Below are 24,373 nucleotides of genomic sequence, written 5' to 3' on the forward strand. Positions count from 1 at the left end.
GTACAAGTCACTAGCAAGTCACACATGAAATTTATATTACGCGCTTTGTCCTGGAGCGCGGTTCGATGTTGAGAAAGTTAGTAGTTCTGCTGATGTTGCTGCCTGGCATGGTCTATGCCGCTTGGAATGAAGGCGGGAATGAAGCATGGGGCAGCCGCGCCAAAGTCACGATCAATGCTGTAGGCATCCCTGCAGCCGAATCCGAAGTGCCTGTGGTTTTGCGCCTGCACTCCGGCAATTTCGATTTCTCTAGTGCCAATCTTGATGGTTCCGATCTGCGTGTAGTGGCAGGTGATGATAAGACCGAACTGAAATTCCATATCGAGAAGTTCGATTCAGTGAATGAACTGGCTGTGATCTGGGTCTTGCTGCCCAAGCTTGATCCTGCCGCCAAGGATGCGCATATCTGGCTTTACTCCGGTAACGAAACCGCAACTTCGGCTGCTGATGCGGCGGGTAGTTTCGATGCTGTGACCGCTGCCATATTCCATTTTGCCGAAAGCACTTTGCTGCAGGATAGCAAGCGTGCGCTGGTGGCGACAGGCAATGTGGCGGTGCAGAAGGCTGCCCTGATCGGTGAAGCAGCCATATTGAATGGCGAGCAGTTGGTGCTGGCTGCCAATCCGGCGCTCGCGCTCAATGATACGCAAGGTTTTACCTTTAGCGCCTGGCTCAAGCCTGGTGCGGCTGAAGGTACGTTGTATCAGCAAGGTGCTGTGACCATCAGCCTGGCGGCTGGCAAGTTGCAATTCAACAATGGTAGCGCCGTCGTGGCGGGTGGTGAACTCAAGCCTGGGACTTGGCAACATGTTGCTGTAACTGTGGCTGGCGGCAAGGCTGTCCTGTATATCGATGGTACTGAAGTTGCCAACGGTGCGGCTGCCCTGCCAGCAGTGCAGGATGCTGTGAATATAGGCAATGGCTATCAGGGTGAACTGGACGAGTTGGAGCTGGCCTCGGCTGCACGTAGCGCCGCCTGGATCAAAGCAGCTGCCAGCGGCCAGAGCATGGATGGTCAGCTGATCAAGGTCAGTGCCGCCGAAGGTGACGAGGAAGAAGAGGGCGGTAGCTCGCACTTTATGGTGCTTTTCCACAGCCTGACGGTGGATGCCTGGGTCGTCATTATTATCCTTGCGGTCATGTTTGCGATCAGTGCTGCCGTGATGGTAGCCAAGGCACGCCAGGTTACGCGTAATGACAAAGCCAACCGTGCCTTTATTGAGCGTTTCAATGATGCGAGCCATGCTGAATTGCTGCAGCTTGATCAGGGCGCCGATACGCAAAATTCTACGGTCGTGCGGCTCTATCTTGCTGGCCTGCGTGAGATCCGCAAGCGTTATGATGCAGCCGGTCAACTGTCCCTGAGTGGTGCTTCGCTGGATGCGATCAAGGCTGCGGTGGATGCTGACTTGATCCGCGAGAACAAAAAACTCAACAGCAATATCGTGCTGCTGACCATCGCGATTTCCGGCGGTCCTTTCTTGGGCCTGCTCGGTACCGTGATCGGTGTGATGATCACCTTTGCGGAAATTGCCGCTGCGGGTGACGTGAACGTCAACGCCATTGCGCCGGGTATTGCTGCAGCGTTGATGGCAACGGTTGCTGGTCTGGCGGTGGCGATTCCAGCGCTGTTTGGCTACAACTATCTCTCCAGCCGCATCAAGAACATCAATACCGACATGCAGATCTTCGTGGATGAATACATCACCCGCGTGGCTGAGCTCTACGGCAAGTAAGCGGAGCGCACATGGCCGATATCAAGGAAGACAACCAGCCCTATGACGAGATCAACATCACGCCCATGCTTGATCTCGCCTATGTGCTACTGGTGATCTTCATCATCATGACCACAGCTTCGGTACAGGGCGTCAAGGTGGAAATTCCGCAGACCAGCGCCACTGGCAATCTAGCCAAGCCGGATATACGTGGCATCACCATCACCGGTGAGGGCGATGTATACCTGGATGCCTACCCGGTTGACCTGGCGACGCTGGAACAGCGACTGGGTGAGTACAAGGCCAACAATCCGGAATTGCCCGTGGTACTCAAGGGCGATGCCGCTGCGCATTACGAAAAGGTTTCCGCCGTGCTGGAAATATGCAAGAAGCTGGGCATCACGGAAGTGGGCCTGGTGACCAAGAAAGCCGAGGGTTAGCCATGCAGGTTCAAGACGACAGCAAACCCTACGACTCCATCAATATTACGCCGATGCTGGATTTGGCCTATGTGCTGCTGGTGATCTTTATTTTGATGACCACGGCCTCGGTGCAGGGGCTGACCATGAACCTGCCCAAGCCCTCGAACAAGCCGAGTACCGAGCAGCACGAGGTCAAGATCGTGCAGGTGCAGGAGGGTGGCACGCTGTTGCTCAATGGCATAGGCGTCAACCTGACTGAGCTGGAAAGCCAGCTTAACGCCGCACGTGCCCGTGACCCCAAGTTCTCGGTGATGATCAAGGGCGATGCGCGTGCACCATATGCCGGCATTGTCTCGGTGGTGGATTTGGTCACGCGTATGGAAATACAGAACGTAGGCCTAGTGACCTCGAGGATAGGTACCTGATGGCTGAGATGAAAAAGCAGGGCAAGGCCAATTGGGTGTGGATCGTTGTTGGGGTGATGGTGATGTTGGCCTTGGGTTACGGGATTTACAGCCTGTTATCGAGCAAGCCTGGCCCGAAGAAGCCACCCGTTACCACGGTGAAATTATTGCCGGATACCCCTCCGCCACCGCCACCACCGCCCAAGGAACCACCGAAGGAACAACCCAAGGAAGAGCCGAAGGAAATTAAGGTGGAGCAGCCCAAGCCGGTGGAAGCACCGCCTGAGCCGCAAAACCTCAAGATGGAAGGGGAGGCGGGTGATGCGCCCAGTGCCTTCGGTGCGGGCAAGGTCACCAGTGATTACAGCGGTGGCGATGTGGGTGTGAAGATCGGCGGCAGCAAGGGATTGTCGGCCTATGCCTGGTATACCAACCAGATCAAGTCGAGCATCGAGAATGCCATTGCCGAACAGCCTGAGCTGGCCAAGGAGCAGTACCGCATCGTGGTTGAGCTATGGCTGGCCAAGGATGGTCGCGTGGAAAAGATCGAGTTGCTGAACGGCAGTGGCGAGGAAAAGAAGGATGGATTGTTGCGCAAAGCCTTGCAGTCGATCAAACGCATGCCAGAGGCACCGCCGGAAGATATGCCGCAGCCAGTGAAGTTGCGGATTACTGCCAAGAACATGGGTTGAGGCAGCAACTAGGGAATTGACAAGCCATACAGGCTTAGATTGAGGCAAACAAGATGAAAACAGAAGTACGTATGATGAAGCCGGTAGCCATGGCCTTGAGCTTGATGCTGCTGGCATCGAATGCAGGCGCGGGGGAGCGCGAATCTCTGGAACAGTTGCGTAGTACCACGGTAGGGCTGATTGAGGCGTTGGTACAGGAGGGCATACTTTCCAAGGAAAAAGCGAATGAGCTGATCCGCAAGGCTGAGGCAGCCAAGCAGGCTCCGGCAGAGTCGAACGCTCAGCCAGCCGTGGCAGGGGTGGCTGATGCCACGGCGCAGGATGGTAGCGTAGTGCGTGTGCAGTATGTGCCGGAGTTTGTAAAACAGCAGTTGCGCGCCGACATCGAGAAGGATGTGATGGCCAAGCTCAACTATCATGTAGAAAGCGAACGCCTGGCACTGCCAAGCTGGCTGGATCGCATTTCTTTCGAGGGTGATGTGCGCCTGCGTTATGAGCCTGACAGGTTCTCTGCACGTAACTTGCCGGAGTTTCAGTATGGCCTTAATACGGGTCGCCAGGCCATGATTGCCAACAGTACTGACGACCAGAACCGCTACCGTGTGCGTGCGCGTTTTGGCATCAATGCCAAGCTGAGTGATACTTTCACGGCCGGTATCCGCATGACGACTGGTCACATGGATAACCCGCTGTCTCCCAACCAGTCTATCGAGATTCGTCAGGCCAAGCTCGACTGGGGCCTGGATCGGGTATTCGTCACGGCCAAGCCATATTCCTGGTTGACGGCTACCGCTGGCCGTTTTGCCAATCCTTTCTTCTCAACCGATATGGTGTGGGATCGCTCGCTGGCGTTTGATGGTGCGGCCGTGACTTTTACGCCCAAGCTGAATGACAGTGTGACAGGCTTCGGTACTATTGGTGCTTTCCCGATTGACCAGGTGCACAAGAATTCCTTCAATAAGGCCAAGGATAAATGGTTCATGGGTGCCCAAGCTGGTCTGGAGTGGATTAGCCCTAACAAGTCCAGCGTCAAGGCTGGCTTGGCACTGTATGACTTTAAGGAAGTGCAGGGCATACGCAATAACCAGGATGGTGTGGATACGCGTTACAACGCCAGCGTAATGCCCTGGCGCCAGAAGGGTAACAACACCTTTGATGTGCTGCAGAATGGCGATGCCAGTTGCGGCCTGGTAGACCTTGCCAATGGTGGTCAAGGCTACAGTGGTAGTGGTTGTGGCCTGGCATCCAAGTTCAAGGTGCTTAACCTGACTGGTCAGGTTGACCTTGCAACCTTTGATCCCGTGCATGTCATCCTGCAAGGTGATTATGCTCGCAACATCGCGTTTGACCGTCAGGAGATCTACAACCGTACCGGCAGGCTGTATGACAAGGAAACCGATGCTTATCAAGTCAAGCTGACGGTGGGTATGCCGGATGTGGCTAACCGTCACGATTGGCAAGTGTTTGGTGCTTATAAGCGCATCGAGGCCGATGCAGTGATGGACTCCTTCAACGACTCCGACTTCAACCTGGGCGGTACCAATGCCAAGGGTACTATTCTGGGTGGCAGCTATGGCCTAGACAAGAACACTTCGTTTACAGCGCGCTGGTACAGCACCCGTGAGGTAAGCGGTTTGCCGCTGTCCATTGATGTGTTCCTCTTTGACCTGACAGCCAGGTTCTGATCATGCTTAGTTTAATGAAGTCACCATATACCCGCTGGCTTGCCTTGTTCCTATTGGTGCTTATGGCTTTACCAGTGATGGCAGCCGACAAAGATAAGGCTGCTAAGCAACAAGAGCGTCGCATGCGCCAGATGATGCAGCAGGTGCAGGCGGAAAAAGAGCAGTTGCAAACTCAGTTTGAGCAGGAAAAGATCAAGCTTAAGCAAGAAGCTGAAGCCGAGCAGGCTAAAAGCAATGAGTTGAAAGGCAGTGTGGCGAGTGCTAACCGACGCAATTCACAATTGAGTAGCGAACTAGAGACGCTGCGTAAGGAAAAGGTAGAGGCACAATCACAGAACCAAGCCTTGCAGGCTAAGCTGGAGGATATTCAACAACAACTTTCCAGTGCGCAAGACGTGATCCGCAAGGGAGAGGCTGAACGCAGCAATATGCAGGCCGTGATTGTGAAAAAGCAGCAGCAATTGACTGCCAGTCGAGAGAAAAATGACAAGTTGTATGACTTTGGGCTGCAATTGATCAAGATTTATGAAAAGCCCAGCCTTTACCAGAAGGTGATGCGTGACGAGCCTTTTACTCAGCTTAAACGTGTGGAAATCGAGAATATCCTGCAAGACTACAAAGATAAGATTGATGAAGCCAAATTGGGCCACGCTGATCTAGCGCCATAATCAAGCAAGATTTCAGAGCAAACGCGTTGTCCCGGCGTTGACCGGGATTTTTTTGCCATCGATCATCAGCATGGTGGCATCTGTAGGCGTGGAGTATCTATCCTGTCCAATCGGACTATGGCGCCACATTCAACTGTCATATTGAGTTTCTAGAATACTTGGCAAGAAATCGGTGCTGCCTGCGCAGCTATTCAAGTCAATGATAGGGAACCAAAAATGAAGAAAAGCATGATATCCGCAGCGATTGCGCTGGCATTGTTGCCATCAATTGGCAGTGCCGCAAGTCCGTTGAATGCATTGGAAAAACTCTGGACATACAACCATGCCAATACTGGTGTCGCTGGTCAGTCGTCCGAAATCGTTGCTTTTGATCATTTGACCAATTCGGTCTGGGTCGCAGGCGTCAAGGGAGTCGACGTGCTCAATGCGACTACTGGTAGCTTGCTACAACATATCAATACCAGTATTTACGGTAGCATCAACAGCGTCGCTATCCATAATGGTCTCGCAGCCTTTGCAATCGAAAATACGGCTGACCGCACTCAGCCTGGCACAGTGAAGTTATTTGATACCACTACACGAGCATTGAGCAGTGGTGTGAACTCCATCACCGTAGGTGCCTTGCCCGATATGGTGACATTTACCCCTGATGGTAAGCGACTTCTGGTAGCAAATGAAGGCACACCTACCAACTACAAGGGTTATGATCCGGTTGGTAGCGTCAGCATCATTGATGTGAACAATCGTACAGTTGCCGCTACCGTTAATTTCAATACGGCACCGGTATCCGGTAGTGATCTGCGACCTAAGTCGATTGCTGGAATGGATTATGAGCCTGAGTACATTGCAGTAAGTCGCGATGGCACCAAGGCATTTGTCTCCTTGCAGGAGGCGAATGGCCTAGGCGTGATTAACCTCAATACCAATCAGGCTGAGCATGTGATCGGCTTGGGCACCAAAGATTTCAGTGCGCCAGGCAATTACATTGATCCATCAGATCGTGACGGACGGGTTGAATTACGCCCAGTCAATGCGCGAGGGCTATATCAACCTGATGGCATTGCCACCTACGACGCAAATGGGACAACCTTTGTGGTATTGGCAAATGAAGGTGATACACGTGAGGATGAAGCCGACAAGAAGCGTCTAGGAGGTTCAACAGATGCCAGTCGGCTGAATATTGCCGTTCCAGATACCAAGTCAGATGATGTCGTAACCTTCGGCGCGCGTTCTTTCTCGATCCGTGATCAATACGGCAACCTGGTATTTGATAGTGGAAATCAACTGGATGCCAAGGCGATTGAGCTTGGTTTGTATGACGATGGTCGCAGCGATGACAAGGGCGTGGAGCCTGAGGGTGTCGAGTTGCTCGAGATCAATGGCCGTACGATTGCATTCATTGGCCTGGAACGCACACTCAAATCAGCGATAGCCATTTATGACATTACCGATCCGCTCAAGGTGAGCTATCTAGACATGATCATCACTGATGGCGATGTGGCACCGGAAGGGCTCAAGGGGTATTTTCATGATGGACAATACTATCTCGTGATTGCCAGTGAAGGGACGGCAACCACATCCTTGTATCGCCTGGCAATTGCGGCAGTGCCTGAGCCATCGACTTACGCCATGCTCATGGCAGGCTTCATCCTGATGGGCTTTGTCAGTTATCGCCGTCGCAGGGATAAGTTCAAGCTCTAATCTGGATCGTAGTTGAGAGGATTAGTCCTAATGGACTATCGTGAAAGCACCAATATACGGTGCTTTCAAGCAAGTGCATCATTTATAATGAGCACAGTTTTAAAGCAATAATTTAATTGTTCACTTTTAGGGGATTTTATGAAGTTCATTAAGACTTTGCTGGCTTCCGTGGCGCTCATAGTTGCGGCTTCCAGTGTACAGGCTGCTGATAAAGACCTTGGTGTGTTAGCAGTTGGTAAGACAGCTTATCATTCAGGTGTTATTGATACTCCTGGCTTCTTCACCAATTTGATTACATTTGAATTGAGTGGTGACTACAGCGCTGCTGTAGGTGCTGGTGTGCTCAACTATACAGTGGGTGTCGATAATTTCTTGCATATCAGCGAGTTCAAACATGAATTGTTGCAGGAAGGTACAGTTTTACAAGCTGGTAATAATTTTAGCTTGAGTTCTTTGAGCGCTGGTATCTATCAAATCCGTATTTCTGGCATTGTTGATGGTGACTTTGGTGGTCAGTATGCAGGTGGCATTACCATCGCTGCTGTACCAGAACCAAGCAGCATCGCAATGTTGTTGGTTGGTTTTGCTGCTTTGGGTGTAGCTGCACGTCGCCGCAAGAGCCTGTAATTCATTTTCGGATGAATTGAAACGGCATCGCAAGGTGCCGTTTTTGTTTTGTATATGTTTGAGTTGTATAAGCTTATTCCAGGATATTGCCTGGATTAGTCCATTCGGGCCCAAGACAAAAAAAATGAGCTTGATATAATTTGCTCACGTTGTAGAACAATAAATTTTCTCTCTGACCATTAATAGGGGATTTACCATGAAGTTTATCAAGACCTTTCTGGCTTCCGTAGCGCTCATAGTTGCGGCCGCCAGTGCAAATGCTGCTACGGGTAATTTTCAGGGTGTAGGTGCTAATAACACTACAGATATTACCATTACAGAAGGTGTAAATCTGTACAATGTGGGCGTGAATGATGTTGGTTTGTTTAATCATGTTTTCAATTTCACATTACCAAGTCTGAGTGATACTGATGTAACGCTCAATAATATTTACTTGGCATTTCCTTACGCTGTTGTATTAGATATCAAGGACGCAAAATTTAGCCTTTGGAATACTGCTGGTGAGTTGGCTAGTGCTAATCCTGGTGAAACTTTCTCTTTGGCTGCGTTAGCTGCTGGTTCTTATAGTCTGAAAGTTACGGGAACTACTGCTGGTAACTTTGGAGGAAGCTACAGCTTTGCTGTTAATGTTACTCCAGTACCAGAACCAAGCAGCGCTGCAATGTTGCTGATCGGTTTTGCTGCTCTGGGTGCTGTTGCACGTCGTCGCAAGACTCTGTAATTCTGCAGATCAGTTTTTAGAGTTCTGAAGAATAAAAATGGCGCCAATGGCGCCATTTTTATTTTATAAATCATATGTATAGTGCATATAAAAATAACTATAAATTCTTTCAAATTTGCTTGATCAATGTATAATTGGTGTTGGGGGGAATATCATCAACATGAATCATAAAAAGGAGTTTGTATGAATATTCTCAAAAACGTCCTGGTTCCTGCAGCGTTCTTAGTTGCAGCTTCTAGTTCTTATGCAGCAACGGTTGACCTTGGTGAGTTAAACAATGGTCTTAACACCTATGTAGACAGTGTTGTTGTTGGTTCTTTCTCCAATACCTACACTTTCTCTCTGGCTGATTTGAGCACCGCGAATTTTTCGTTGACCAATTCTCCACTTAGCAATAGTGGTGTTTCCGTGTTCAACATCAGCAATTTGAATTACCAGCTGTATGATGCATCCAACAACTGGTTAGCTGGTGCTGTTGCTGGTGGCGAGTTCTCTTTCGCGAGCTTGGCTGCTGGTAACTATTACCTGACTGTCAGTGGTGTGGCTAACGGTGCTGTTGGTGGTCTGTATAGCGGCTCCATCGCTGTGGCTGCTGTACCTGAGCCAAGCAGTGTTGCTATGCTGATGATCGGCTTTGCTGCTCTGGGTGCTGTTGCACGTCGTCGCAAGACCAAGCTGTAATTGCTAGTAGTCTGAAGTGGTTTAAAACGGCGCTCATTGAGCGCCGTTTTTCTTTGAAGTGATCTCGTCGTTATAGCGTGGCAATGTCAGGCGGAAGCAGGAGCCATCCTCCACTGTACTGCGTACTATCAATTGTCCCCGATGATTTTCTGCAATGCTGCGCGCAACATGCAAGCCCAGGCCTGTGCCATGAACGGTTGTGTTGTCATTGATCCTGACATATTTTTCAAAAATCTTGTTTTGTAATTCTGGCGCAATGCCCTCGCCAAAATCTTGTACTTCAAGGTGGCAGTAATGTTGGCCTTGAAACACTCGCACAATCACATTGCTATCGCTGGGAGAGTATTTAAGTGCATTATCAATCAGGTTGGAAATGACCAGGTTGATCAGATACTGATCAACCAGTACATTCGCAGGATCTGAGATAAGCTCCAGAGTGATATGACGGTCACTAAAGTCTTGGTAATGTTCTACTGAGATTTTGGCCAGTTGGGCTAGGTTGAGGATTTTCTGGCTAAAACCATCGTTGGCTTGGATTGCTTCAATTTTGTCTGTGCTGAGAAAGTTATCAATGATACGGCTCATGCGTTGGCTGGAGCGCCGGATCTTGCGTAGTGCCGGGGCTAGAATGTTGCTTGTATCTAATCCTGGTTGGGATTGTAGTAATGCAAGTCGCTGCGATGTGGTGTCAATAATTGCAAGTGGTGTGCGGAACTCATGGGATGCCATGGCAAAGAAATCATGTTGTGCCTGTATCAGCTCCCGTTTTTTCTGTAGGGAGTCTTCGAGCATCGTTTGCAAGGCCTGTCTTTCTGTAATTTCTTCATTCAGCTTGCTATTGATGAGTGCCAGTTGCTGGGTTCGTTCATGTACCCGCTGATCAAGTATTCGTTTGCTCTCCTGAGATAGCTCAAGGGCGAGTTCCTTTGCCTGCAGCTTTTTCTCCGTCTCTTTTTTTGCAATATTGATAATGCCGAGTGTAACCAGAATGAGGGATAGAAGAGACCAGGCAATAGGCAGGTTGACCATGGTGGTGGGCGGGCCGATGTCAATGCCGAAGTTTTGCAGGATGATGAAAACATAAGCACCAAATCCTGCCCATAAAGCCAGGACATACAGTAGGAAATCAAAATGTTTATGGTAGATCAGCCATATACTGCAATAAATCAGAATGGCAATATTGAGCAGCGCCAAGATATTGGCCATGAGGCCACTAAAGGGCAGGATTTGGGTCGCGATGCCTGTAAAGATCACTAGCTCAAGAATAGTGAGCCCTTGTATCAAGCGGAATATGCCCGGAAGAAACTGCTTAAGCTGAAACAATGAAGCATAAAAGAATAATACAGTGGCCATGAGCAGGAAGTTCGTGGATTTTTGTAATGCATCAATGGTTAAAGGGGCGATTGGTAGCGTGATTTGTGCCATCCCTCCAATAAATGCTTGTGAAGAGCAGACAATGCATTGATACAGCGCATAGAGTATGAAAATACTATTATGTCGCAGCCATAGCCACAAAATGAACGCAAACAATGCCAGGAAAAGGCGCACACCATAATATGCACCCACGAGATTGTCAGGACGGCTGTGATCGCTGACAAAAATATGCGGCTGCCACAATGTGGCTTGAAACGTTATGGTGTTTGTGGACTTGAGTCGGACATAATACGTTTGCGCAGAGTGCGCAGGATCTGGCGATAGCGGGAAAATGAAATTGTGATGCAGAATGGGGCGTTCACTTGCTGGGTAATGGTCACCCATTTGGATACGGGAGTAACCATGACTCTGCTGTGGGGAGTACAGCACAATATCATCAAGGGTGGCAGGGGAAATCTCAAGCCAGTATTTATTATCGGTGGCAGGAAAATCCAGGGTAAACTTCATCCAGATAGTGTCTGCGGTATACCCTGCATTCCAATACTGAGGCAATGGCTTGAAAGAGCCTGCTTTGTCTTTGGCAATGATGTCCTGCAAAGTAAGACTGCCAGAGGCATCACGGAAATAAGATATCGCTCCTGTTGTTTCCAGGTTGATACCTTTTTGCATGGGGTGCGGCACCTGAAAGGCAAAGCCCACTGATGAGTGCATCAGTAGCAGGGTGATGAACAGTCGTAATAACAGCTTGATCAAGAGTCTAGATACTCTGGTTTGCATACAGGCACATTGATGGATTTTATACGCAATTGACTTACTCTAGCCATTTACGCGTCATTATTGTAGAGGATGATCTTGATCTCCGAGAGGAGACTGAGTTGGGGCTCCGTGCGCTCGGCATAGATGTTACGGGGGTAGCAGATGCAACAGCGCTTTATCGTGAATTGATCAATAAAAAATACGATATCGTGATTCTCGATGTGGGATTACCTGGTGAGGATGGATTTTCTATCCTCAAGCATTTGCGGAATTCAGTTCAGATTGGCATTGTGATGGTGACTGCGCGTGGCGCGATCGATGATAGAGTGCAAGGTTTAAACGATGGTGCAGATGCGTATATGGTCAAGCCTGTTGATCTGAAAGAGTTGGCGTCTGTTGTGAACTCGCTGGCACGACGTCTACAGGCCAAGATGGTCGAGCGTAGAAGGCAACCACAACCATCAGTGGAGCTCACAACGGCACAGTCATTGCCTACATGGAAACTATGTAAAACACACTGGACACTGGTATCTCCTGACAATGCCTCTATCCCGCTTACTCCCAAGGAATATGCTTTCTTGAGTCGGTTGGTAGAAAAGTGCGGTCAGCCGGTGCCCAAGGCCCATATTATTCATGCATTTGGCGGTGACCTGGATGACTTTGATTTTCATCGCGTGGAAGTCATGATTTCGCGCCTTCGCCGCAAAGGCAAGGCCATTACCGGTGAGTTACTACCTATAAAGGCTTTGCCAGGCTTCGGTTTTTCTTTTACCGCAGACTGCACGCTGACCTGATCCATATCTTTTTCTAGCTCCTTCCATCCGCCGATCCAGGCGGATAAATTCGCCTATTTTGTGCGTTGACTATTGTTGACAATCTTTCCTCACATTGCATTCGCAGTATCTTGTTGTGCTCATTCCCTGCAGTAGTGCTGAATTTAAAGGGATTTGATGAATTTTTCATCATGACTAATAGCAAGAAAATGTGAGTTTGTGTGAGTTAATGTCAATGAACCCTGTTTTAAATAGCGATAAATTCTCCCAGCCTTAAAAGGTGTCGCCAAGACGCCTGCAAACAACAACAGATATGCGGTATCTGGGAGAAATCTGTGCAAGACAACAATCAATGGCAGCCTACCGTCGCGTCGGCTGCAAACTCATCGTGGATCAATATATTTGCCTGGATGGCGGCAGCGGACAGTCGCGCCTTGAGGCGCTTATCTGTGGCCGCCCATTTCATGTGGCAGAAGATGTTATTCATTATTCTGGCGCTGATGGCGCTGCCAGCATTGGCGGATGTCGATGTACTGGTGTCCAGTATTGATGATTCGGCGTATGACCCATCGCCGCGTGGCGCAGTCATCGAGTACAAGATCCAGGTGAATAATAATGGCAGTGAGGCTGCCACCGGGGTTGTGGTCACGATGAGCTTCCCCTCTGCTAATGGGGTAACAATCCCAAGCGCGACGATGGCAGGAGGCACCTGTGCGCTGAATGGTAGCGACATGGAGTGTACGTATACGGGCAATTTCCCTGCCGCTGCCGCTTCTAATATCGTACTGCAAGTGGCGACCGGGGCCTCGACGCCCAGCACTATTGCATTGACTGCCACGATTTCGGCAACGAATGAGAGCGCCGGTAGCAGTACCAGCAATAATACTTCTACTCAAAACACCACCATTAATAATGGCGCCGATGTCCGTATCACCAGTGTGACCGGGCCATCTACCCCTGTGGTGGGAGGTAGCAGTTTTGCCTGGACGATTGACGGTGACAATGCCGGTCCCAATGATGCGGTGAATCCTATCGTCACGGTGACTTTGCCGCCTTCGCTGCAGTTTGTCTCAGGCAGTGGCGGTGGATTCAATAATTGTACGATCAGCGGTCAGGTCGTGAGCTGTCGTTATGCTGGGAGCATGGCTTCTGGTGCGACATTTAGTGGGTTGAGCCTGGTCACTAAGGTCGTCGATGTTACTTCTGGCAATGTCATGATCACGCCGCGTATTTCATCTTCCACGGCTGACCCGGATGTCAACAACAACCAATTGCCAGCCAATCCGCCAGTGACCATCAGCCCGGGGGCTGATTTACAGATTACCCAGACTGCCAATACCCTGCTGGTGATCTCTGAGCAAAATGTCACATTTACTTTGCAGGCACGCAATGCAGGCCCTAGTCCTGTACCAGCGAGTAATGGTGCTAGTGGTGGTGTGACGGTCACGCATCAATTGCCAGCAGGGTTCACTTTTGTCACTTCTACCCAGCCTGCCGGATGGAGTTGTAGCGAGTCTGCAGGGCTGGTGACTTGTTTGCACCCAAGTGAGTATGCGGTGGGAGCATCCAGCAGTTTGACGATTGTCGCCAAGGCGCCGACAGAAAATTCAGCGATTACTGCCGATTTGCCTGCCACTGCAACGATTGCTGCAACCGGTGGTGCGATAGCAGATCCTGATCTTTCAAATAACCAATCAACGCTCAATGTGCGCGTGGGTCCAGATGGCTCGGTGCTGCGCATTGCCAAGCAGCGAGATCCAGGAACTGTGGTCGCAGAAGGCGCATTGATCAGGAATGTTATCCGTGTGACGAATGATGGCCCGGTAGCTGCCGCAGGCAGTACGATTATTGCAACAGATACGCTACAGACACCTGCCAATGAGGAGTTTGTTCGCTACGAGACCAATGGTGGTGCATGGAGTTGTAGCAATGCTGTCGCCGGAGGCTCTGCTGCCATACCTGCATTGGATAGTACGGTCACTTCAGTCTCTTGTACCTATGCGCAAGCGCTCGCAGTCGGTGCCGTCAGCCGGGATCTGGTGATCGTGACGCGTGCAAAAGCCAGTGGCACAACAAGTAATCAGGCTGCCGTGTCTTGTACGTCAGGTGCATCTTGCTTCCCAGTTGCAGCGTTAGTGGCTTCTGTAAACGTCACGGCACCAAGCAACTCTGTGGATCTCGTGATCACAAAAACAGCTGCAACAGCAGGGGATGAGGTGACGAGGCTGGAGTTCAACGAATCCACACTCACCTATACCTTGGAAGTGCGCAACAACAACTCCGTGGATGCTGTGGATATTGTTGTCCGCGATCCTATTCCTGGCTGGCACACAGGCACTACGCTAGGCGCGGATACTACAGCCACACTTGCGACTATCGCTACTGTCAGTAGTACCAATGGTTCGGACGCCACGTTTAATTGTGTGCTGGTGGACACTTCTGTGTTGCAGTGTACCCAGAGTGCCGGGGTGCTGAAGCAAGGTGATGTGGCCAGGTTTGTTATTCCGGTCAGCCGTCCGTTGAGTGCAGGTAACCATCGCAATACCGCGACAGTGTCTTCCACAACCCAGGGTGATACCAACACCAGTAATAATACTGCCGGTGTCGATGTCATTATCGACCCGATCGCCGATGTGCAAATGGTCTCAAAGATAGTCACGCCGGATAATGCACGAGCCGGTACTGATGTCAGCTATGTATTAACCTTCCGCAACAACGGACCCTCCACTGCGGCGAATGTGCTGGTAAGCGATACATTTACGATTGCGGCTGGTGATCCTGGTTTTACCGTATTGCGTATTACGCCAATTGGCTGGACCTCGGGTGCACCGGTATGTAGCGGCCTGGTCGTTGGCCAGACTTATGGTGCCGGCTCCAACCCTACCCTGTCTTGCCAGGGCGGTAACCTTAATAATGGTGAGCAGCGTACGATCACCGTATTGGTCAGGCCCAACTGGAAGGCCGGCCAGTCGGAAGGTCAAAGCTGGGCAATCAACAATATCGCCCGCATCACGACGACTACAAAAGAAAACGTCAATGACAACGATGGCGGCAATAACAGCCAGAATGCCACCCTGACCATTCAGGCAGCAGCAGTGGACCTGCTGGTGAACAATATCGATAACGTTGATCCGTTGGGATATGACAGCTCCAATGGTGGTGATAATGCGCAAAATGACGTGATCTACACCATCAACACAGTCAACAACGGACCGTCAGTGGCAACGGGTGTGCGATTTACCTATGCCATTACACCGCCAGCGGGCAAGACGATTCGCTTCATCGGTGATAGTGCGACGATGGGCGGCAGCTTGAGCAATAGTATTTGTAACAACATTGGCAGCAGTGTGACTGGCCCCAGCACGCTGACTATCACCTGTACGTATAGTGGTGCAGAGGCCGAGTTCGACAATGCTGAAAGCCGTAACCGTTACCTCACTATACGCATGTTGAGTGCACCTCCATCTTCAGGGGATGTGTACAACAGTATCGCGACGGTGATGGCGAACGAGAATGACAACAACAATAGCAACAACAGCGAGAGTGAAACGACCACGGTCAACCTCTCTGCACCGAATAACCTCTCGCTATCCGGCAATGTCTTTGTCGATAGCAATAATAATGGGTTGTTTGACCGCAGCGCTGGCAATCTTGAGGCTGGCATCGCGGGTGTGACCATCACCCTGTCAGGGACGACCGAGGCCGGTGAGGATATTTGTACCGTATTGCAGAATATTCGCACCCAGAACGGCGGCGGTACCTTACCCAGTTGCGTGGTGACCACAGACGCCGATGGTCGTTACATCTTTACCAGCCTGCCGCGTTCCAATAGTGCTGGCTATACGATTACCGAAACCCAGCCAACGGGATATAACGATGGCAAGGATCAGGTGGGTAGCCAGGGTGCAGTGGGCTATGCGGTAGGCACTATCCTGCCTGCCGGTACCGATAACTTCAATGTGGTGTTGACCTCTAGCGGCAGTGGCTACAACTTTGGTGAAATTCCTACCTCCGCTGGTACGGCAAGCATCAGTGGGCATGTCTGGCTGGATGGCGATCATGACCGCCAATTTAATAGCAGTAGTCCTGCGACTGCTGACCAGCCCAAGGCTGGCTGGACGGTTGAGCTGTTGCGTAATGGTGACAAGATAGCTGAAACCACCACGAATAGCGCCGGTGCCTACAGCTTTATCGGTTTGCAGCCTGGCTCTGGTTACCAGGTTCGCTTCCGCGATCCCGTCGGTAACCTGCTCTGGGGGCAAGCGCGTCCCAACGAGCGTGGCGAGCCCTTCAGCGATGAAACCGTGCATGCTACAGCCAACCCCAAGGGTGCAATCAGGACAGAAGGTGGCTTGGGCGGCATTACGCTGCAAGCTGGTGACAATGTTACCGAGCACAGTTTGCCTTTAGACCCAGCTGGTGTTGTCTATGATGCCGTGACGCGCTTGCCGGTGCGTGGTGCTGTTGTAACCATCAGCGGCCCTGCGGGCTTTAATCCAGCCATCCATGTGGTGAGCGGCAATGGTTCGCAGACGACAGGAGATGATGGTGCTTACCAGTTCCTGCTTAACCCTGGTTCACCAGCAGGTGTGTATACCTTGTCGATCACTGCCCCGATTGGATACCTGAACCAGTCATCCAGCATTATCCCGGTGTGTAATGCCACCCTGCAGGTGGGTGCTACGCCTGATCCGGCCATGGTGCAGCAGAATGATGCTGCGCCAGCGACGACTATCCCGCCGCATGATCCAGCAACATGTGCGGTGACTAGTGCGGATGGCTCATTTGCCAACGCCAGTAGTGCATTGGCAAATGCGGCCACCAGGTATTACTACAGTTTTAACCTGAATAGCGCTTCTGCCAACGTTATCAATAACCATATCCCGCTGGACCCTGGTAGTAGCGGCCTGATCAGGATTGTAAAAGTCACGCCGCTAGTGAATGTCGTGCGCGGCGACCTGGTACCTTATACCGTTACCGCCACCAGCTCGATTGACATCCCGGCCGGTGTGGATGTGACCGACCGTTTGCCGCCAGGCTTCAAGTACCGAGGCGGTTCTGCCTCGTCGGATGGCGTGCGTATCGAGCCTGAAGTGAATGGCCGTGACATTACCTGGAAGGGCCAGCTCTTCAAGGCCAATGTACCCCGTGTTTACAAGCTGATCCTGGTGGTGGGTACCGGTGTGGGAGAAGGCCAGTACGTTAACCAGGCCTGGGCGCAGAACACTGGTGGCATCCTGTCCAATATCGGCTCTGCCACGGTCAAGGTTACGCCAGACCCAACCTTCGATTGTTCCGACATTATCGGCAAGGTGTTTGACGACAAGAATGCCAACGGCTACCAAGATCAAGGTGAGCCAGGCATTGCCAATGTGCGCGTTGTAACAGCACGTGGCTTGCTGGTCACCACCGATGCTGAAGGTCGCTTCCATGTCACTTGTGCCGACATTCCCAATATGGATAGAGGTGCCAACTTCGTCATGAAGCTGGATGAGCGCACCTTGCCATCCGGTTATCGCGTCACGACTGAAAACCCGCGGGATGTGCGTGTCACGCGAGGCAAGATGGTCAAGCTGAACTTCGGTGCCACCGTGCATCGCGTAGTACGCCTGGACCTGAATGACGAGGCATTCGTGCCCGGTGGTACTGATCTACAGGTCCAATGGCAGCAGGCATTCGCCGACATGGTCAAGCAGCTGGATGGTCGCCCTTCGGTATTGAGAGTGGCTTATGACCCGGGCGGTGGCGGGGAAAACCTTGCCAAGAAGCGCTTGGAAAGCGTTGCCAAGGCTGCACGCAAGCTCTGGAAAGACACACATAACAACAATAAGGATGAAGCAGCCTTCCCGCTGATCATCGAGACAGCAGTGGAGGGTCAGCCATGATGAAGAAGCGAGCAATTGCTATCGCCGTAAGCGTGATGATGAGTGGTGGAGCGTATGCAGAGTCGTTATTGATCAGTGATAGAGGCTACGCTGCGACCATGTTGCCAACCAAAGACAGGCCTACGCCTGACTTTGAGCAGGAAACCGGCAAACGTATCGATAACAGCCGTGTGGATTTTCATGGTATGCCTGCACCAAGTGAACGTCAGGGGCCGACATCATATCCATTGCCCTCCGGCATCAGCAGTAGTGCGTTGGAACGCATGCGGGCTGCTGCGGCTAATGTGCCGCAGGTAGAGCCACAGGTGTTCAGCCGACTGGTGGAAGATAATGGCGCTGCACGCTTTGAATCCGGCAAGGCCGATCTCACCAGCAGCTCAATGGCTGAACTGGAACAATTGGCCGGACAATTGCAGGGCAAGCAGAATGTGCGTATCGACATTGCCGGGCATACCGATAGCCAGCGGTTGTCACTAAATGCCAAGAAGATTTTTGTTGATAACCAGGGCTTGTCTGAGGCGCGCTCGTTGGCAGTCGCTGCATTCCTCAAGCAAAAGCTCGGGCTGGAAGATAGTCAGTTCAGTATCCGCGGCTATGGCGAAAGCCAGCCGGTTGCCAGTAATGATAACCCGGCAGGTATGGCGCAAAATCGTCGCGTGATTATTCGCGTCTGGTTTGACGAGCAGGAGATCATCCCGGCAGCACCAGTGGCTGTTGCGCCACCGGTGCGCAGTGCTTGCGAGGCAACAACTGTTGCCAAGCCGGGTGCGCCGTTCCGCATCAGTATTGATGGTGAGCCAGTGAGCCTTGAAGATGGCCCGCTGGAGGCTGATCGCCAGCGTTGTACCGATGTTGCGCTGGAAAAGGCTGATATCCAGGTGCGTTACGATAACCTCGCCACCCTGCCACAGATGAACGTGTGGAACACCACGCGTGGCGTGGTGCGCGGTGACGAAGCGCAATTCCGCACCTGGGCGAATTACTTACCCTGGATCAAGCGAGCTGAAATCCGCGTGTTCATGCCGGGCCAGCAGCCACAGGAAAAACCGCTGGCAGTGTTGCCCGTGGATTGGAATGGCGTAACCAAATGGCAGGCCAAGGTCGAAGGCACCGGGCAGGTGATGTATCTGCTGCGTGTCTATGATGCCCAGGAGCGCTACGATGAAACGGTGATGAAACCGCTGGAAATCCTTTCCCATGCCACGCCGCGTATCGAGAGCGACCTGCAACCCGGCAAGGAAGAGCTGATAGGTTATGGCGAAAACAGCCTGAGCCTGCGCAATATCCCGGTCAAGGGTGGCACGGTGACGGTCAATGGCCGCTTCATTCAGCCTGGCCAGCGTATCGAGACCTTGGGTCTTAACGTGCCAGTGGATGCTAATGGTCGCTTTGCCATCAAGCAGATCATGCCACCCGGCCCTAACAGCGTTGAGGTCAAGTTGGTGGAGGCTGATGGCGAGTTCACCAGCTTCCGCCGTAATCTGAACATTGCCGATGACGACTGGTTCTATATTGCGGTTGGTGACATCACCGCAGGCAAGAACAATGTGCGTGGCCCAGCGCAACTGGTGACTGGCGATACTCAGCATTACGACGGCTCCAGCCATATTGATGGTCGTGGTGCGTTTTACGTCAAGGGAAAGGTCAAGGGAGAATACCTGCTGACGGCAGCGGCCGATACGCGCGAGCAGCCACTGGAGCACTTGTTCTCCAATTTCTCGTCTAAGGATCCGCGCTACCTGTTGCGCAATATCAACCCCGACCTGTATTACCCGGTGTATGGCGATGACAGCACCACCGTGGATGATGCGCCAACGCAAGGCAAGTTCTACGTCAAGTTGGCACGTGGCGACTCGCACGTGATGTGGGGTAACTTCAAGACCAGCTGGAGCGGCACCGAGCTATTGCAATACTCGCGAGGCCTCTATGGTGCCAATGCCAAGTATCGTTCTGACAGCACCACCAAGTATGGCGAGAAAGCCACCACGGTAGATGCGTTTGCGGCTGACCCAGGTACCCTGGGTGCGCGTGACGAGTTCCGCGGCACTGGCGGTTCGCTCTACTACTTGCGCAACCAGGCCCTGACCATGGGTTCTGAGCGTGTCTGGGTGGAAGTGCGTGACCGTGATTCTGGTCTGGTGATTGAGCGTAAATTGCTGACACCTGCGCAGGATTATGAAATCAACTACCTGCAAGGCCGCATCGTCTTGAACGAGGCGTTGAGTTCAACCGGCGCTGCACCCAGCATGATCAGCACTGCCGCCATTAACGGCAATGAGCTCTACCTGGTGGCGAACTATGAATATGTACCTGGCCTGACCCGCGTGGATAATTTCTCCACCGGTGGCCGCGTCTCGCACTGGGTGAATGATTACCTGCAAATCGGTATCACTGGCTTCAAGCAGGGCCAGGGCTTGCTGGAGCAGAAGCTCAACGGCCTGGATGCAACAGTGCGCTATACCCCGGGCACCTTCATCAAGCTGGAGGCTGCACATTCCGAAGGTGCTGGCGCTGGGGCACAGACCTCGCTGGATGGCGGCTTTGCCTTCAATGGCCTCACCACCAGTGGTGAGCCAGCCAAGGCATATCGTGTCGAGGCTTCGGTTGATTTTGCCGATGTGACCGATAAGGCCAAGGGTAAGGTGACGGCATACATGCAAAACCGTGAGCGTGGTTTCTCCGGCCCAGGCCAGATCACCACGACAGGCGAGGCAGTTGAGCAGCATGGCTTCAAGGCTAACGTGCAAGTCTCCGACAATACCTTTGTCGATGCCAAGGGCGATGTACGCAAGGCCGATACGATAGACAGCACAGCGGTTGAAGTCGGGGTGCGTCAGCAGCTTAACTCTGAATGGCAGGCTGGTGTTGCCGTGCGTCAGGACGATCGCAACGTGCATGTCACCAACGCCAGCAGCGTGCTTTCGCGCAATGGTAACCGTACCGATGTGCAGGTGCGCATGGATTACACCCCTGTGGATCACGATGCCGAGGTGGAAGACGGTCAGCCATTGCCAAAGAAGGATTGGGCTGCCTATGGCTATGTCCAGGGTACTGTGGCGCGAGATGGTGAGCGCGAAGACAACAACCGTGCCGGGATGGGGATGAGCTGGCGCGTGAATGACCGCCTGAAGCTGATTGCCGAAGGCTCGCAGGGTAATCTCGGCCCCGGTGTGAAGATAGGCGCGGATTACCGCTTGTCTGATCGCAGCAACGCCTACACCAATTATCTGGTGGAAAATGAACGTCCGGACAATGCCTGGCGTGGCCGTCAGGGTAGCTGGGTGACGGGTAGCTCATATCGCGTCAGCGATGAAGTGCGCGTATTTGGCGAAACCCGCACCATGGATGGCTCTGGTGTGCAAAGCCTGGTCAATGCCTTTGGCCTGGATTATGCCGCCAACGATTTCTGGAATTTTGGCGTCAAGGGCGAGGCAGGCAAGGTGTCACATCCATTATCGGGCGACATCAAGCGCAAGGCAGTGAGCTTCTCGGTGGCCTACAAGCGTGACAACACCAAATACAGCGGCAACCTGGAGTTCCGCGATGAAACCAGCAATGTCACGGGCGACCGCGACACCTGGCTGATCCGCAATACCTTTGGCCATCAGGCCACGCCAGAGTGGCGCTTGCTGGGTAAGCTCAACTGGTCGGTGTCCAACAACAGCCGTGGGGCATTCTATGACGGCGATTACCACGAAATTGTCACCGGTGCGGCATATCGCCCGATCGACAATGATCGCTGGAACACCTTGTTCAAGTACACCAACTTTTACAACTTGCCGTCTCCTGGTCAAGTATCACCCTCTGGCTTTACTGCGGATTACGCGCAGCGTAGCCAAGTGTTGTCGGTGGATACCATCTATGACGTCAAGCCATGGTTATCTCTGGGTGCCAAGTATGCCTTCCGCATTGGCGAGCTGAAGGATAGCAAGGTAGATGGCCAATGGTTCTCCAGTCGTGCTGACCTCATGATCTTGCGTGCCGATTGGCATTTTGTGAAAGAGTGGGATGCCGTGGTCGAGTTGCGCAACCTGCGTGCAACCGAGGCAAAGGATTCGCGGGCTGGTGCATTGCTGGCGGTGTATAGGCATATGGCAGAGGGCGTCAAGGCGGGTGTGGGTTACAACTTCACCAACTACTCTGATGACCTGACTAACCTGTCTTACCGCAGCCGTGGCTTCTTCATCAACGTGATTGGCACGATGTAAGGGTGATGCATGCGGTTTGAACTGGATTATCTCCAGGAGCATGGTGTTACCCGGTTACAGGTATATGGTGTATTGAACCATGAAGCATATCAGCCCATGATCATGGCAGCCTTGGCTGATATGCAAGTGCACGGCACTGCTCAACTCATCGTTGACCTGCGTCATGCCAGCCTAGGCATGAGTATGCAAGAAACGGTCAGCCTGCCGGAGATTAATCAGGCACTGGGGGTTTCTCTGGAGCAGAAGGTAGCCATCGTGATCACGGAGGCTAATCCCAAAGTCAACGGTGTGCGGCTATATGAAATTTTGGCGGCACACCGTGGCTATGACCACAAGCTGTTTACACGCTATCCGGCAGCCTTGCTATGGTTTATTGATCGCGAGCTTTACCAGGTGACTTAGTGTCTGTTAGGTGTGTTTTGCTCAGTTACTTAGCGTTGCTTGAACATATGGCTGACAAAGATCCTGGCAGACACTAGGCAGGCCAGGCTAGCTAGCCCGATAATTACCACCGCTAATAGGTCTGCGCCTGCGTATCCCCAAAAAGTCTGCATTGCTTCTTCCTTGTTTCAAGAGGTGGTGATCAAGCCGGTATCGTGCATGCGTTCTAGCCCAAAAGCGCTGAGCTGGTAGTGAAACGATAATATCTCCTGCCCGTGTTCACTCATCAACGCGGGGTGTTGTCGCTGTACCAGGCCTGCCGATGATAGTTCATCCAGGGCAATGCGCAGGCTATTGCGGGCGAACTGGTCGCTGAGCGAATAGCTTTGCATGGTGAGCGCCAGCAAGTGGGTATCGCGCATGCCGCCGAGATGATGCAGTTGCGTCAGGAGAAATCCCTTGAGGTATAGTTTCATGGTTTGGTTTTGCTGGGTATGGCGATTGGTTTAATGTTCACGTAGTTTTGCCACGCTTTCTGCCGATTCGCTGAACATCACAAAGCTGCCTCCGACCGTGAGCACTAGCCCCAGCAGGAAATACCAGGGCGGGATCTGCAAGGTAAACATGGCAATGAATATCAGCGCAAACACGGCATAGAGGTTGCCAATGGCCTCGCCCCGCCCAACGCCAATCAGGCTAAAGCTCTTATAAAACGCAGTGTAGCAATAGGCATGGCAGGCCGAGGCCAGGGTAATCCACAATAGCGCCGCCGGGTTGGTGAGCGTATCGTGCAACAGGCTCATGATTGGCAACGAGGTAAACAGCGCCAGCGCTGGCAATATCAACGCTCCCCAAAACAGGATTTCAAACGTGAAACGGCAGTGGATGCCTACGTCCGGGTCGGTGACGTCCATCGCCCTGGCGGCAACTGCGCCTTCCGTGCCCCAGCCAATGGCCGACATTACGCCACCCAGATAGCCCAACCACAGTTGGTTGTTATCCGCTCCCACTTCAGTGAACAAACCAGGGCCATAGACCACCAAGCCACCCATCATGATGACGGCCATGCCCAGTGCCGTGCGGCCAGAAATCTTTTCGCGGTACCACAAGCGTGCCACCACCGCGCCGATCACTGGGTAAAACAAAGAGCTGACGGCGGCAAATACTGGCCCGACAAAGCCCATTGCCATATAGGAACCAAAAATGGCCATGGGGCCGCCGCACAGGGAGGCCAGGGCATACCATTTTGAAATCCTGCGAAAGCGCACGATGGTGCGTCCATAATCACGCACTTTGCCCAACACCAGATTCCACACGAGCAGGAATATGAAGACGGCGATAGCGTGTATCCAGGTCATGACCGATGTGGCTGTCAGCCTGAGGGCAAGCTGGTGTTCACCAATGTCGGCATATGGCGTTTCATACCATAGCGCAGTACCCGGCACATACCATGCACCCCATAGAACGGCTGTCCACAAGGCCCACATAAATCCCCAGCGCTGGTTGCGTGCGTAATGCCTGTGCAGGGCATCTGGCAGGTGTGAGGCAGTGTATTCCATGGGTGAGTGTTCAGTATCCAGGGTGGCGATGGCAGATGTTGGCCATGGTAATCAGCTATGTGGGTGAGTTGCCATACTCCTTGTGGAGTACTCCAGGTTGCTGATGTATCAAGAAAATACC

18 protein-coding genes are annotated in these 24,373 nt (G+C 52.2%); 14 read left to right on the forward strand and 4 right to left on the reverse strand.

Annotation, left to right across the window (positions count from 1 at the left end; all coding sequences use genetic code 11):
• Positions 1–65: 65 nt before the first annotated feature.
• The 10 genes from LG202_RS12385 (at position 66) to LG202_RS12430 (ending at position 9,316) form a co-directional block, all read left to right on the forward strand.
• Positions 66–1,736 (forward strand): DUF2341 domain-containing protein, encoded by a 1,671-nt coding sequence (locus LG202_RS12385; protein WP_230348679.1) that lies wholly within the window; start codon positions 66–68, stop codon positions 1,734–1,736.
• 11 nt (positions 1,737–1,747) lie between these two features.
• The gene (locus LG202_RS12390) at positions 1,748–2,155 is read left to right on the forward strand and encodes an ExbD/TolR family protein (RefSeq protein WP_025870063.1); all 408 of its coding nucleotides are present in this window, start codon (positions 1,748–1,750) and stop codon (positions 2,153–2,155) included.
• Positions 2,156–2,157: 2 nt separating this feature from the next.
• Entirely contained in the window at positions 2,158–2,562 is a 405-nt protein-coding gene (locus LG202_RS12395; RefSeq protein WP_230348680.1) for an ExbD/TolR family protein, read from the forward strand.
• Positions 2,562–3,233, forward strand: a complete 672-nt coding sequence (locus LG202_RS12400; protein ID WP_230348681.1) for a TonB family protein — start codon at positions 2,562–2,564, stop codon at positions 3,231–3,233. Before LG202_RS12395 ends, LG202_RS12400 begins: the two co-directional genes overlap by 1 nt.
• A gap of 53 nt (positions 3,234–3,286) precedes the next feature.
• The gene (locus LG202_RS12405; RefSeq protein WP_230348682.1) at positions 3,287–4,918 is read left to right on the forward strand and encodes a putative porin; all 1,632 of its coding nucleotides are present in this window, start codon (positions 3,287–3,289) and stop codon (positions 4,916–4,918) included.
• A 2-nt stretch (positions 4,919–4,920) separates the two neighbouring features.
• Positions 4,921–5,586 (forward strand): hypothetical protein, encoded by a 666-nt coding sequence (locus tag LG202_RS12410; RefSeq protein WP_230348683.1) that lies wholly within the window; start codon positions 4,921–4,923, stop codon positions 5,584–5,586.
• A 216-nt stretch (positions 5,587–5,802) separates the two neighbouring features.
• The gene (locus tag LG202_RS12415; protein ID WP_230348684.1) at positions 5,803–7,287 is read left to right on the forward strand and encodes a choice-of-anchor I family protein; all 1,485 of its coding nucleotides are present in this window, start codon (positions 5,803–5,805) and stop codon (positions 7,285–7,287) included.
• A 138-nt stretch (positions 7,288–7,425) separates the two neighbouring features.
• Positions 7,426–7,914 (forward strand): FxDxF family PEP-CTERM protein, encoded by a 489-nt coding sequence (locus tag LG202_RS12420; RefSeq protein ID WP_230348685.1) that lies wholly within the window; start codon positions 7,426–7,428, stop codon positions 7,912–7,914.
• 196 nt (positions 7,915–8,110) lie between these two features.
• The gene (locus LG202_RS12425; protein WP_230348686.1) at positions 8,111–8,635 is read left to right on the forward strand and encodes an FxDxF family PEP-CTERM protein; all 525 of its coding nucleotides are present in this window, start codon (positions 8,111–8,113) and stop codon (positions 8,633–8,635) included.
• Positions 8,636–8,818: 183 nt separating this feature from the next.
• Positions 8,819–9,316 (forward strand): FxDxF family PEP-CTERM protein, encoded by a 498-nt coding sequence (locus tag LG202_RS12430; RefSeq protein WP_230348687.1) that lies wholly within the window; start codon positions 8,819–8,821, stop codon positions 9,314–9,316.
• A gap of 33 nt (positions 9,317–9,349) precedes the next feature.
• Here the strand turns inward: LG202_RS12430 and LG202_RS12435 are convergent, their stop codons facing one another.
• Entirely contained in the window at positions 9,350–11,467 is a 2,118-nt protein-coding gene (locus tag LG202_RS12435; RefSeq protein ID WP_230348688.1) for a sensor histidine kinase, read from the reverse strand.
• Positions 11,468–11,496: 29 nt separating this feature from the next.
• On the opposite strand from LG202_RS12435, the gene LG202_RS12440 reads away from it, so the two are divergent.
• From LG202_RS12440 to LG202_RS12455, 4 genes are all read left to right on the forward strand, one after another.
• A complete protein-coding gene (locus LG202_RS12440) occupies positions 11,497–12,240 on the forward strand; it encodes a response regulator transcription factor (protein ID WP_230348689.1) in 744 nt (247 codons plus the stop codon).
• 314 nt (positions 12,241–12,554) lie between these two features.
• Positions 12,555–18,104: an SdrD B-like domain-containing protein gene (locus tag LG202_RS12445; protein WP_230348690.1), complete on the forward strand. Its 5,550-nt coding sequence runs from the start codon at positions 12,555–12,557 to the stop codon at positions 18,102–18,104.
• The gene (locus LG202_RS12450) at positions 18,101–22,312 is read left to right on the forward strand and encodes an OmpA family protein (protein WP_230348691.1); all 4,212 of its coding nucleotides are present in this window, start codon (positions 18,101–18,103) and stop codon (positions 22,310–22,312) included. The genes LG202_RS12445 and LG202_RS12450 overlap by 4 nt, the downstream gene beginning before the upstream one ends.
• Positions 22,313–22,321: 9 nt before the next feature.
• Positions 22,322–22,714 (forward strand): hypothetical protein, encoded by a 393-nt coding sequence (locus LG202_RS12455; protein ID WP_230348692.1) that lies wholly within the window; start codon positions 22,322–22,324, stop codon positions 22,712–22,714.
• 29 nt (positions 22,715–22,743) lie between these two features.
• On the opposite strand, the gene LG202_RS12460 is transcribed toward LG202_RS12455, so the two are convergent.
• The 3 genes from LG202_RS12460 to LG202_RS12470 are packed head-to-tail and all read right to left on the reverse strand — an operon-like array spanning position 22,744 to position 24,252.
• Complete coding sequence (locus LG202_RS12460) at positions 22,744–22,866, reverse strand: hypothetical protein (protein ID WP_268867650.1); 123 nt, start codon at positions 22,864–22,866, stop codon at positions 22,744–22,746.
• Between the two features lie 15 nt (positions 22,867–22,881).
• Complete coding sequence (locus LG202_RS12465; RefSeq protein ID WP_230348693.1) at positions 22,882–23,169, reverse strand: hypothetical protein; 288 nt, start codon at positions 23,167–23,169, stop codon at positions 22,882–22,884.
• Between the two features lie 30 nt (positions 23,170–23,199).
• Complete coding sequence (locus LG202_RS12470) at positions 23,200–24,252, reverse strand: DMT family transporter (protein WP_230348694.1); 1,053 nt, start codon at positions 24,250–24,252, stop codon at positions 23,200–23,202.
• Positions 24,253–24,373 lie beyond the last annotated feature (121 nt).

The organism is Methylobacillus methanolivorans, assembly GCF_054588515.1.